Origin of the sequence: Runella salmonicolor (assembly GCF_024158025.1) — a bacterium.
GTDB classification, from domain to species: domain Bacteria; phylum Bacteroidota; class Bacteroidia; order Cytophagales; family Spirosomataceae; genus Runella; species Runella salmonicolor.
The window spans coordinates 611,572-623,522 of sequence record NZ_JAMZEL010000002.1 but is presented as its reverse complement, the minus strand read 5'-3'; the positions used below and the strand labels follow the sequence as shown (position 1 = coordinate 623,522).

The 11,951-nt window shown below is 43.6% G+C and carries 10 protein-coding genes; 5 read left to right on the top strand and 5 right to left on the bottom strand.

The annotated features are described in order from the left end of the window. Nucleotides 1-16: 16 nt before the first annotated feature. Nucleotides 17-1,240, bottom strand: a complete 1,224-nt coding sequence (gene sucC / locus NCI00_RS08460) for an ADP-forming succinate--CoA ligase subunit beta (protein WP_166557713.1) — start codon at nt 1,238-1,240, stop codon at nt 17-19. 313 nt (nt 1,241-1,553) lie between these two features. Between sucC and NCI00_RS08455 the strand changes: the two genes are divergently transcribed. After that, a complete protein-coding gene (locus NCI00_RS08455) occupies nt 1,554-2,273 on the top strand; it encodes a DUF1361 domain-containing protein (protein ID WP_253526687.1) in 720 nt (239 codons plus the stop codon). Between the two features lies 1 nt (nt 2,274). Here the strand turns inward: NCI00_RS08455 and NCI00_RS08450 are convergent, their stop codons facing one another. Together NCI00_RS08450 and NCI00_RS08445 are read right to left on the bottom strand one after the other, a co-directional pair. Further along, a complete protein-coding gene (locus tag NCI00_RS08450) occupies nt 2,275-3,309 on the bottom strand; it encodes a phytanoyl-CoA dioxygenase family protein (protein ID WP_253526686.1) in 1,035 nt (344 codons plus the stop codon). A gap of 57 nt (nt 3,310-3,366) precedes the next feature. After that, nucleotides 3,367-4,095, bottom strand: a complete 729-nt coding sequence (locus tag NCI00_RS08445; RefSeq protein ID WP_253526685.1) for a GntR family transcriptional regulator — start codon at nt 4,093-4,095, stop codon at nt 3,367-3,369. Between the two features lie 68 nt (nt 4,096-4,163). On the opposite strand from NCI00_RS08445, the gene nuoK reads away from it, so the two are divergent. Together nuoK and NCI00_RS08435 are read left to right on the top strand one after the other, a co-directional pair. Beyond that, a complete protein-coding gene (gene nuoK, locus NCI00_RS08440; protein WP_114065388.1) occupies nt 4,164-4,478 on the top strand; it encodes an NADH-quinone oxidoreductase subunit NuoK in 315 nt (104 codons plus the stop codon). A 95-nt stretch (nt 4,479-4,573) separates the two neighbouring features. Then, on the top strand, nt 4,574-5,860 hold the full coding sequence (locus NCI00_RS08435; RefSeq protein ID WP_253526684.1) for a GWxTD domain-containing protein: 1,287 nt from the start codon (nt 4,574-4,576) through the stop codon (nt 5,858-5,860). Nucleotides 5,861-5,887: 27 nt separating this feature from the next. Here the strand turns inward: NCI00_RS08435 and NCI00_RS08430 are convergent, their stop codons facing one another. Next, nucleotides 5,888-6,205, bottom strand: coding sequence for a helix-turn-helix domain-containing protein (locus NCI00_RS08430; protein WP_253526683.1), 318 nt, complete (start codon nt 6,203-6,205; stop codon nt 5,888-5,890). A 505-nt stretch (nt 6,206-6,710) separates the two neighbouring features. Here NCI00_RS08430 and NCI00_RS08425 point away from each other — a divergent pair. Both NCI00_RS08425 and NCI00_RS08420 read left to right on the top strand, forming a co-directional pair. Beyond that, the gene (locus NCI00_RS08425; protein ID WP_253526682.1) at nt 6,711-7,538 is read left to right on the top strand and encodes a GLPGLI family protein; all 828 of its coding nucleotides are present in this window, start codon (nt 6,711-6,713) and stop codon (nt 7,536-7,538) included. Nucleotides 7,539-7,540: 2 nt separating this feature from the next. Beyond that, nucleotides 7,541-10,186, top strand: a complete 2,646-nt coding sequence (locus NCI00_RS08420; protein WP_253526681.1) for a Plug and carboxypeptidase regulatory-like domain-containing protein — start codon at nt 7,541-7,543, stop codon at nt 10,184-10,186. A gap of 164 nt (nt 10,187-10,350) precedes the next feature. Here the strand turns inward: NCI00_RS08420 and NCI00_RS08415 are convergent, their stop codons facing one another. Beyond that, complete coding sequence (locus NCI00_RS08415) at nt 10,351-11,925, bottom strand: OmpP1/FadL family transporter (RefSeq protein WP_253526680.1); 1,575 nt, start codon at nt 11,923-11,925, stop codon at nt 10,351-10,353. Between the last annotated feature and the right edge of the window lie 26 nt (nt 11,926-11,951).

Here is an 11,951-nt window from a genome sequence, read left to right as displayed (position 1 = left end):
TAGATAAATCTCTGGCTTATAATCCAAGAGACTTCAGTACTTCGGTTACTTTGGCCGCCGCTTCTTTGAATTCAATGGCTGAATATACTTTCAGGCCAGACTCATTGATGATGCGCGCACCTTCTTCGGCGTTGGTTCCTTGTAGACGTACAATGATGGGCACTGGAATGTTGCCAATGGCCTTGTAGGCTTCCACAACCCCCGTTGCTACGCGGTCGCAACGTACAATACCTCCGAAGATATTGATAAGAATCGCTTTCACGTTAGGGTCTTTTAAGATGATACGGAAACCCGCTTCTACCGTTTTGGCATTGGCACCACCCCCTACGTCGAGGAAGTTGGCAGGCTCACCGCCTGAAAGTTTAATTAAGTCCATTGTACCCATGGCTAAACCAGCACCGTTTACCATACAACCCACGTTGCCGTCAAGTTTTACGTAGTTGAGGTTGCTTTCGCCAGCTTCTACTTCCAACGGATCTTCTTCGTTGGTATCGCGCATGAGGGCGAGTTCAGGATGGCGAATCAGGGCGTTGTCGTCCAAGTTTACCTTGGCGTCGATGGCCATGATTTTATCATCTGATGTTTTCAACACTGGGTTGATTTCAAACATAGACGCATCAGACTCCCAATAGGCAGTATAAAGGGAAGTGATAAACTTCACCATTTCTTTGAATGCATTGCCTGAAAGGCCGAAAGCAAAGGCAATTTTACGGGCTTGGAATCCTTGCAAACCTACGCGTGGATCGACCCATTCTTTGATGATTTTCTCGGGAGTATGCTCCGCTACTTCCTCAATATCCATCCCGCCCTCGGTACTTGCCATAATGACTGGACAGCCTTTGGCACGGTCGAGCAGAATTGAAATGTAGTATTCTTTGGGCTCAGATGCACCAGGATAGTAGGCATCTTCGGCCAAAAAGATTTTGTTTACTTTTTTGCCTTCAGGCCCTGTTTGGTGAGTGACCAAAACGTTACCCAAAAGGTTTGTTGCGATTTCGCGCACTTGGTCGGGCGATTTCGCCACTTGCACGCCGCGTTGCTCCAAACCTTGAATTTGACCCTTACCGCGTCCACCAGCGTGGATTTGAGATTTTACGACGACAAATTTTGAACCCGTACGCTCGGCAATCGAACGGTAGGCTTCTACAGCGCGCTCTGGGGTATCAACGACGATACCGTCTTGAATGCGAACACCGTATTTCTTGAGTATTTCTTTTCCTTGGTACTCGTGAATGTTCATATTATATATTCCGGTGAGTGTTTGTAATTTTTTGTTTTACCGTGCCAAATTACGGAAAATAACTGAATGAGAAACAGGATTTCTCTGGTTTTAGCCGAATGGGGCTAGATAATATGCAGAATGTTGGGGAATAGGCACCGTTCAGGCAATTTTTCGTTCTTATACGATTACTGCCTAACTGGAATAAATTGTAATAAGCATAGATAAAATAGAAATAAGTAACCATTTAATGCCAAAATCTAAAACTTTTCAGTAAATTCATAAACGGTGACCGTGATTTAGACGTTCTTTAGGAAACAAATCAACGTAAATCTTGCTCAAACGTTTATTCAATAGGTTTTGGAAGTATCGCTTCTACGTATCAGATCCTCCTATTATTACGATGGAAGGGTTGTACCCACTTTTGCTTCTTTTGCTGCTAAGTATGGTGGCGCTTACCTATCACATGATACGTATCCAATTCAAAGAAGCGGTAGATTTCTCGATGGATTGGAATTTATTTTTAAGTTGGATTCCTTTGTTAGTCGCTTTTTTGGTGGATGTAACCGTAAAACGATTCGGAAAATTGCCCAAATGGGTTGGGTTTTGGAGCATCATCTGGTTGTTGTTTTTCCCCAATGCTCCTTACATGATTACCGATTTACTGCACATTTCGGTCAATATGGGCAGCGATTTAACTTGGCATGATATCATCATGCTTTTTTATTACGCCGAAGTCAGTCTTTTCAACGGGCTTGTTTCTTTGTATTGGATGCACCGTTGTTGGCAAAAAACCTTCACAAATACCATTGGCAACGTCTTGTTGGCCATCAGCTTGCCGATGGCGGGCTTTGGTATTTATCTTGGCCGGATTCGCCGCTGGAACAGTTGGGACATTATTCATAACCCCAAAGAACTTTTAAGTGCGGTCTGGCAAAGCCTCACCGACCGCACTGCGTTGGTTCTCAGCCTAGAATTTGGCCTACTTTTGAGTATGCTTTATCTGGTTTTATGGGTGTTGTTGCGCTTTCGCGTCCGACATATCAATGAATAATTTACTTTTTTGAATCCCATTTTTCGCCAGCATTCAAAATATTTTCTTGGTCACCGAAATCAGGGTTTTGATAAATCGCAACACCATTATGGTATTCGGTGACTGGCGTTTGGCCAAACCGATGACGGTGAAAAGGAAGAGCTTCTTCGGTAGAATAGTGGCATACGTATGATTTGCGGGTTTGGTCTGGGTTCGTAATCAGACGACCGCCGTGGGCCAAGGCCGCGTGCCAGATCAAGACATCGCCGCGTTTGATAAGTAGCGTATCTTTGGGAAGCTTTAATTCTGCACATTTTGTGTCAAGATAATCCGCAAATTCGAGCGCTGTTTTGGTCGAGCGGTTGTTGTACAGAATTCCGTTGCCAAAATTGAACTTAGGCATTTTATGAGAGCCGATATAATAATACAACGGACCAGAATCAATTTTGATGTCTTCCAGCGGAATCCATGCGGCGGCCAAATGACTGGGTATTTTGGCCGTTACCCACGGATAATCCTGGTGGGTAGGCTGCTGACTGCCATACATAAACGTTAGGCTTTGCATTACCACCGTATTTTGTTGGAAAATCGCATCCAAAAAATTAACAATGGCGGGGTGAGTCATGAGTTTTTTGCCCGCCACCGATAGGTTATGAAAGTCATTTAACTTCACGTATTTTCCCTGGAGATCTTCTTTCGGGAAATCTTTGATGTGGCGTTCGCGAACAGGGTCAAACTTTGGAAGGTCGATGCGCGCCCACATTTTGTATTTTTCGGGATGCTCCACCAATTCTTCAACGTCTGACCAAAACAAATCCAATAATTCAGACTGAATCGATTGTTCTAAAATAACGTACCCATTTTTTTGCCAAAACTTCAGCTTTTCGGCCAGATTGTAGGATACGTCAAATTTGGGTTGGTATTTTTTTACAAATTCATCGACGTCTGCATCAGGCCGATCAATCCATGGAAGGGTTGCTTCATCGAATTCTGTTTGCGGAAATAATTGTTCTTTGGTAGCAATTACCTTTTGTTTTAGCGTAGTTAATAATCCCATGGCAAAGAGGAAAGTTAAATGATTGTTTCCCAAATATATCAGGATTCAAAGGGATTATCAAAATCTTCCTTTCAACAAATATGTGTCTGTACAGGCATACAAAGAGGAATAAATGGTAAAATGAGGCCGATTGGTCTCGATACATTTTTCGAGACGAAGCACTGGGGTATACTCGGCCATGCGCATTATATCGGTTAAAGGCGCTTGGGCAGCGGTAGCCCAAACTTTTTCTTCTCCGCCTTTAACAATGATGTTGTACCGACTCCGAAAAACGCCAAAAAGGGAGCGATTTTCTAATTTTTGTTTATGAAAATCGGGAACATCCGCCGCTGGAAAAGCCAACCTTTCAAAAAAAATCACTTCTTTGTTGACCAATCGTAAGCGTTCAAAATAATAAAAAGGCTCATTTGGATGGGTGGGCGCAAACAGAAAATCGCTAGGAAAAGGCATCAACTGAGGTTTTTTCAGAATTTCGGTTCTGATGTCTTCCTCTTTGAGTTCTTCACGTAACGGGTTTGGATAATGCGCCTGTATCGAAAGCATCCCCAAACCCACGGGAAGCGGTTGAACGATGCTTCCTTTTCCTTGGTATTTCTTGATAAATCCTTCTTCGGCCAACATCGAAAGCGCCTGACGGATAGTGGGTTGGGTAAGGTTATAGGTTTGTTGTAGTTCTTTTTCAGAAGGCAACAAACTCCCGATTTCATAGACGCCTTTAATGAGCTGTTGGCGTAAGGTTTCGTACAAATGTTGATAATGGGGAAGGCGGGCAGGTACTTCAGACATTGATGGATGGTTTTTTAATAAGGCAAAAATAGCGCCTCTTTTTTGAATATTTTTCTTAACATTGCATCATGCAACCAATTGTTCCGATACACTATTTTCTTATCGTTGCGGCGGCATTGTTCAGCATTGGACTTGCGGTCATGATTACCAAACGTAATGCCATTGCGGTGTTGATTGGCGTTGAATTAATTTTAAATGCGGTCAATCTCAATTTAGTGGCTTTTTCGCAATATGACCCTTTACGGCTTGAAGGCCAACTCTTTGCCTTGTTTGTAATGGTCGTTGCCGCCGCCGAATCGGCCGTTGCTTTGGCTATTATTCTGAAAGTGTACCGACATTATCAAACTACTGATTTAGATAAAATCAGTTCGATGAAAAAATAAACGGATTGTACGCTATTACGTGGATTTTTACGTTTTTAGGTAAGTAAACCTATACCGCTTCTTTATCAATTCAAGTGGTTTAACACACTAACAGGATGAATCGCATTGGCCTGATTTTATTTTTTTTAATTGCTGTCGGCACTTTTAGTGAGGCACAGCAAACTTCTAAAACCAAAAAACGCAAAGGAGATGCTCAAACGACGGCCGCCGCTAGTGGGGTAGACGACGTGACCATCTTAGGGATTAAAAGTAAATTTTTGAGCAAGGATACCAACTCGGTCGCTATTTTTATGCGGGTTGATTTGAGCAAACCCAATAATATCCCCGTGCGTTGGAAAGATTTTACGGATAAATTTACCCTCAACTACGTGCTGTATCCTGATTTTGCGTCTCGTGAGCGACTGGGCTACGGCAATATCCCTCTCAATGAGCAGAATGTGGTGCAGCTCAGTGCCACCAAATTTATGATTCGGTTTGACGTAAAAAGGCCAGTAAATCACGCTACGGCCGTTATGTTGGCCGAAATATCGGAGATTGGAACGACCAAAAAGGTGCTTAATGATTTGGCGGTTCGGTTCAACGCCCCCAAACTCAGCGACCGCTTTGCTTTGTTTGAGCGAACAGGTCAAGTTGTGATGCTCCAAAATTATGTCAACGTAAACGACACCTTGCTCATCAAAGACATCAAAAAGACCGTGAAGCCGCTGTACGTCATGCGCTATAAACATGATTTCGAAGCGGCCTCGTCGCCGATGAATACTACGCCGCGCAACGCACCTCGTACATTGGGGGTTGATACAACTTTCATGATTAATACAAGTACGCCGCTTACTTTTAAAGAGGAAGGCTTGTATTATATGACCGAAGACACCACCGACGCCACGGGTATCGGATTGGTGGTGAGTAATAAACGTTTTCCTAAAATGACCCGCCCTGCTGAGTTGGTTCGGCCTGTGATGTATATGAGTCAGAATCAGGAAATAAACGAACTCCTAGGGACAAAAGACGCTAAAAAATCACTGGATCGGTATTGGCTTTCGTTGATGAATGGCAACACCGATTTGGCTAAGCGTACCATAAGCGTATTTTATAACCGCGTGGAAGAAGCCAATCGACTTTTTACTACGTACAAAGAGGGTTGGAAAACGGACAAAGGAATGATTTTTATTGTGATGGGACCGCCCGACCGCGTGCAGCGTAGCAAAGACCGCGAGGTGTGGGTGTATTCGCAGCGGGCCAATTTTTCTGAAATTAACTTCACTTTCAATCGTAGGGCCAATCAATTTGTGGAAGACCACTATGAGCTCCAACGCTATGTAGAATACCAGCCCATTTGGTATCCAATGGTGGAAGCATGGCGTACGGGGGCGATAAGGGATTGAGCAGGCTTTGTAGTTTTAAATTTTCTTCTAGTTGCCCGTCCTAGTTTCAAGATTTTTGTCTTGTCCGTGATTTAATGTATCTGTGTTGGTGCCCATGCCTTGGTCGTTTACTTCGTTCAGGCTATATTTTTCTGGGTGCGGCGCAAGTATTTTAAAAATATCGGTTTCTAAAACTTCACAGATTTGCTCCAGCCTGTCGAGACTTAGGTGGGTTGTCCCATTTTCTATTTTACGGTAGGCTTCAAGGCTGATGTCTAAATGATGTGCCATATCTTCACGCGAGAGCTTTTTCTCCTTGCGAAGCCTTCCAATGTTAAAGTTGGCTAAGTTTTGTAAGGTTGACATGGGTCTAAAATTTAAATTGAAAGTTTGCAACCTAAGTGGCTTTGTTGCATGTTGAGCGCATCTTCCCATTAGACTTAAAATGTAAACACTTGTCACTACGTATAAATACGTGTTTTTGTAAATACTTACTCATTAGACCCTCTGTTTCAAGAAGTATAAGTAAGGGCTGCCAATGTTATGATAAAAGGCATAGTCACGTAGCCTTAGGATAAAGAAACAGTAATTGTGGAGACCTGATTGAAAATGAAGTATCATAAAACGGCTTTAATACGAAAATCTATTGGTTTCTTTACAAAATACAACTAAAAGTGGTAGATTTTTAAGGCTAGGTTTTACAAATTTGCGCTAACCATTACACCTCATGTGCGGCCGAGCTATGAAAGGCACTGTTGCTAAAAACCATATAGTTTTATAGGCAAAATTTCCTTCACCATTAAAAGCAGATGGTTAAAGGGTTAGGATAACGAATCTTGCCCTTTAACCACTCAAATAAACCTAAACTTTCATGAAAACAATCATCGTATTATTTTCTTTGTTTTGTGTATTTCAAACTGTACCGCCAAAAGCGTACAAGGTGAGTTATAGTCTTGTTTATCAGCCCGATTCAACCAATAGTAAGCGCGTTGGCGCTGAGACTTTCTTTCTTTATCTGAACAAAGGAGAGTCCTCAATATTTGGGTCAGAAGGTCGCTTCAAGAGTGATTCCATTAAAGATTTGGTGAATAAAGGTGTTCTGCCTCAAAATATTCAAATGGATAGTGAGTATAGATTTAAGACTAACTTTAGATATTTTGTATGTAAAGAATATACCAAAACAGAAACTATGGTTCACGAAGCCCTCAGCACCGACCGATTTATCTATCCTATAAATACATTAGATTGGAAAATTCTGGCGCAACAAGACAGTATAGTGGGTTATTTTTGCACCAAAGCAACCACCCATTACGCTGGCCGAGACTATGAAGCTTGGTTTACGACCGACATCCCCATTTCCGATGGCCCTTACGTGTTCAAAGGTTTGCCAGGATTGATTGTAAAACTCAACGATGTGCGTAACCATTATGTATTTGTAATGCAAAGCTTTCAAGAAGATAAAATAAAAAGAACGTACAAGCCTGTTTATATGAATTCAGCACCTGTGCCAATAGATCAAGCAAAGGTATTTTCGCTACGCACTGAGTTTAGAAAAGATAGATTCGAGTACATAAGACGTAGAACTGGCCGTAATTTTAAAAATGCTACCGTCACGACACCAGATGGGGTAACCAAACCCGCCAGCGAGGCCAGAGTCGACCGCAGTTGGGATAACAACCCGCTCGAATTAAAACCTTAAGTATGAAGCATTGGTGGGTTTTGGGGCTATTGGTATTGAACAGTGCTTTTGGGCAGGTTGTTATAACTGGCAAAATTACCCAAGCCAATCAAATACCTCTTGCCAGTACAAATATTACGCTTCATGCGCCGCGCTCGTCGGCTATTTTGGCATTTGCAATTGCAGATAAATCGGGCTTTTATTCGATTCCAGTCAAGACGATGGCCGATACGCTAGTATTGAGAGTGTATCGGCTGGGCTATGCCACGCAACAACGCACCGTGTTTAATAAAACCCAAGAAGTAAATTTTGAACTGTCGGAGCAGGAAATCAAACTCAAAGAAGTTGTAGTAAAAGAGAAGCCCATTACGCGTAGTGGCGATACGCTCTCGTACTCGGTCAATGCCTTCAAGACCCAGTCAGACCGCGCCATTGGTGATGTCATTAGGCGGCTACCGGGCGTAGAAGTACAGCCCGACGGTAAGATTTTGTACCAAGGCAAAGCCATCAACAAATACTACATTGAAGGGCTTGACTTGCTCGACGGGCGTTACAATTTGGCCAATGAAAACCTACCTGCTGATGCCGTGTCGCGCGTAGAGATTTTGGAAAACCACCAGCCTGTGCGTATGCTTGATAGTTTGGTGTTTTCGGAAAACGCTGCGCTCAACATCCGCCTCAAAAACAAAATAACCACTACCGGTACCGCCCGTGTGGGGCTTGGCGTAAGCCCGTTTTTGTGGGAGGCCAACGTTACTCCGATGCTTTTTACACGCGGCCAGCAGTTGATAGCCTCTTACCAAACAAACAATATTGGGCAGAACATAGGCCGTCAGATCAAAACGCTGACGAGAGAAGATGTGCTCAATCCATTTGAAAAAGAGCCTGCCAAGATAGTATGGGCGCGTGTAATGCCACTGGCAGCACCGACTTTTTCTGACACGCGCTGGCTTGACAACAAAGCGCATTTGGGAACGATTAATTTCTTAAAAAAACTCCCGAAAGGCTACGAGTTTCGCGTCAACCTATCTTACCTAAACGACCACCAGTTACAAACAGGCCGAACTCAGACTATAAATTATACACCTACGGATACCATTAATATCTTAGAAGAAAAACGTAATAGTTTTGTTTTCAGGACATTAGAAGGGAGTTTTGCACTTCAAAAAAACGACCGAGGTCAATATTTCAAAAATCAGTTTTCGTTTAAGCGGCAATGGGACAGCGAAACGGGGCTACTTTTGCTCAATGGTAATCCTCTGACGCAGCGCGTGAGTAGCCCATTTTATGCCCTTTCCAATCATTTGAAGGATATTTTCAAAATCAAAAAGCAGGTACTTACGTTGCAGTCTTTTATGAGTTTGCAAAACGCACCGCAGTCGCTATCCGTTACACCTGGGCCGTTTTTAGGGCTGATTAATAACAACTTACCCTACAATAGATTAAGTCAAGAGGTAACTTTACGTAGTTTTTTTACGCACAACATGGTTAGCCTCACGAAGGGGTTTGGTAGGGGCTTTTCGGTGTCGCCACAAGTTGGTTTTCAGGTAGAAAACCAGCGCTTGCAAAGCCAAATAGCGCGGGGTGATGGGGAAGAGGTATTAGAACTTGTCGGTGGCACTTTTGAAAATCAGTTGGACTGGAAAAAAATACACGCTTATGCTAAATTACAAACCCAGTATCGTAGAAGCAAGTGGCGCATAACGCTCAATTTGCCACTGAATTTTTACGATTTTTCGATACGAGATACGCCCCTACAACAGCAACAACGGCGGCAACAATTTACGTTTGAGCCTCGTTTCAATGCCAGCTACGACGCCACGCCTTTTTGGACCCTCTCGACGACGATAGACCGACAAAATACTTTTGGCGAAATAGACGATGTTTTTTACGGGTATTTGCTCCGTACGTATCGAAACATCGAACGCCGCAACGCGCCATTGTCTGCCAATGTTTCGCACGTAGGTAGGCTGAACGCCAGTTATCGCAATCCTGTTGCCTCGATTTTTGGACATGCCTCTTACTCCAAGCGATTGATAAACAATAATTTACTTTACAGCACCCAACTCAATGTCAACGGTGCCATCGAAAGCTACGCGTTGGCATCGTCCAACCGAGCTACCAATGATGTGCTCATGGCGCAGGTGAGCAAATATTTTACCAAATTAAGCACCCAACTTACCCTCGAAGGCCAATTCATGCAAACAGAGCGGCCGCAGATTATAAATGGCGTGGCCGCTACCGTCAGAAACCAAAATACGACCTATGGTTTTCGACTAGATGGCAAAGTAGCCAAATGGGCGGATTGGGAGTATCGTTACAAAAAAATGGGCTTTTTGAATCAAGTAAATAAACGTACATATCCTCTCACTTCCCAACAGCAGCACCAGTTTAACCTTAGTCTATATCCTGCTAGAAATCTGCACGTTGGCTTCAAAAATGAGTATTTTGTCAATAGGTTGGTGTCGAAAAGCAATCATACAATTTTCAGCGATTTGATAATACGCTTCACTTGGCAAAAGCAAAAAATTGATTTTGAAACGGCTTGGAATAATATCTGGAATACCTCCCAACTTTTGTTGGTTTCAACTAGCGCCTTCTCGTATCTTGAATCAAGCTATCAGCTACGCCCTATGCAGGTGCTTCAGCGAGTGCGTTTTTCGTTCTAAAAAATTACGCTGTTCAATGGTGGAAGCATGGCGTACGGGGGCGATAAGGGATTGATTATCTGTTACTTATTTTTGATTTGTATTTTAACGAAATAAGATAACAATACAACAAAAATCCCCGTCAGGAGCCTGACGGGGATTTTTGTATTTGAAGAGAGTACGAACTAGAAGAACAAGCCAATGGTACTCACAACATTGATGCTGCTGACGTTCAACTGTGCCGAAAAGTAATTGTTTGGGTCGTTGAGTTGATAGGGGGCAAAAGCATCCTTTGTGATTAGATACGTACCCGCCAAATCAATGTAAAAACGCTCGTTGCGATACCCTAACCCGCCCGAAAATGAAAGCTTGGCGCGGTTGAGTTTTCCCTCTACGTTGTAGTTTTGGCTGTAAATATTTGGCATATAACCTACCCCCGCCCGTACCCTGAAGGTATTGAGACGGGCCTCGCCACCAGCCCGCAGATTAACGACGTTGTTGAAGGTAGATTGGATTAAACGGCGATTGTTGCTACGAAACTGGTTGTCGTCGGGGGTACTGATACCCATTCCTTTATAGCCAACGTATTCGGCACTGGCGGTGAGGAAGCCTTTTTTGCCAAAGAAAAAAGTTGCGCCACCCGTGGCCCGTAGAGGAGTACGCATACTGTACTCAAAATCATAAGGCTCAATCGTTACCCGATTGGTGGGCAGTTGGTCAAAAGCCTGTTGCCCTTGTCCATTCGTAACGGGGTTACCATTAGAGTCATAAATTGGAACTCGGTTGTTTAAGACATCTACCCCTACTTCTTCTTCGTACGTCATTTGCATATTACTCCACGTGGGGCTGTGCAGTGAGGCCCCTAACTGTAAAAATTCGGTGGCTTTGTAAATAACCCCCGCTGATAGAAATACACCCGTTCCGTTGATATTTATATCCTCACGATAATCTAATCCACGAAATGCCCCGCCGTTGATGAAGCGTTCGGCATAGTTTTGTTGGCGAATATAGGTATGGCGCGAAAACCCTCCCGATACCCCAATGTAAAGCTTGTCGGCGTAATTTCCCGCATACGCAAAAGTCCATTGCGATGAGCCACCAGAAAGCTCGATACTACCAGTTTGCTCAAAAGATGAACGTGATAAAGGAATGGGGCGGCGATAGGGGCCGTTGGCCGAAAGGGCATCTATTTGATAAAGATTATAAAAAGCCGATTCAATTGAGTAAGGGCGGCCATTGTTGTAGTCATTTTCGAGGGTTGTAACTGGAACTCCGTTGGCTAGTTCTGCGATGTCGTCAATCATTGAACTGCGGTTGTTGGTTCCCCCGTAAGAAAACTGGGTGCCCGCGTTCACCTGCCGAGAATAACTGATCCCGAAGGATGTACGACGCCATTCGCGGTTATAACTTTGGGGGTTTCCAGCCAGAATCAACGAAAATTGCGATAGGTTCGGATTGACCTTTTGGTCGGTCGTGGTGTTGCCAATATAGTCGGCCTTGTTGTTGATGGAGTAAAAAGTCGGGCTAAGGCTTATCTCTGAGCGATTGAAAAAAGCAATGCCTGCGGGGTTTCCAAAAATGTTGCTGGCATCACCCCCAAGTGCCGCATGATTGCCACCAACACCCTGAAAACGAGCGGTTCCGTTTTGGGTAATCTGGGATAATTGAGAAGCCGCATTGGAATAAAGACGGCTTTGGGAAAAAACGTGAGTTGTGGTCATTCCGACGACAATTCCCACTAAAATGTGACGTGTTCTCATGGCAGAGTTAAAACGATTTCCCTGTT

What these genes read in the sequence shown, in the direction of transcription:
- sucC (WP_166557713.1), bottom strand. Translation starts at nt 1,240, where the DNA reads ATGAACATTCACGAGTACCAAGGAAAAGAAATACTCAAGAAATACGGT.
- NCI00_RS08450 (WP_253526686.1), bottom strand. Translation starts at nt 3,309, where the DNA reads ATGGGATTATTAACTACGCTAAAACAAAAGGTAATTGCTACCAAAGAA.
- NCI00_RS08445 (WP_253526685.1), bottom strand. Translation starts at nt 4,095, where the DNA reads ATGTCTGAAGTACCTGCCCGCCTTCCCCATTATCAACATTTGTACGAA.
- nuoK (WP_114065388.1), top strand. Translation starts at nt 4,164, where the DNA reads ATGCAACCAATTGTTCCGATACACTATTTTCTTATCGTTGCGGCGGCA.
- NCI00_RS08435 (WP_253526684.1), top strand. Translation starts at nt 4,574, where the DNA reads ATGAATCGCATTGGCCTGATTTTATTTTTTTTAATTGCTGTCGGCACT.
- NCI00_RS08430 (WP_253526683.1), bottom strand. Translation starts at nt 6,205, where the DNA reads ATGTCAACCTTACAAAACTTAGCCAACTTTAACATTGGAAGGCTTCGC.
- NCI00_RS08425 (WP_253526682.1), top strand. Translation starts at nt 6,711, where the DNA reads ATGAAAACAATCATCGTATTATTTTCTTTGTTTTGTGTATTTCAAACT.
- NCI00_RS08420 (WP_253526681.1), top strand. Translation starts at nt 7,541, where the DNA reads ATGAAGCATTGGTGGGTTTTGGGGCTATTGGTATTGAACAGTGCTTTT.
- NCI00_RS08415 (WP_253526680.1), bottom strand. Translation starts at nt 11,925, where the DNA reads ATGAGAACACGTCACATTTTAGTGGGAATTGTCGTCGGAATGACCACA.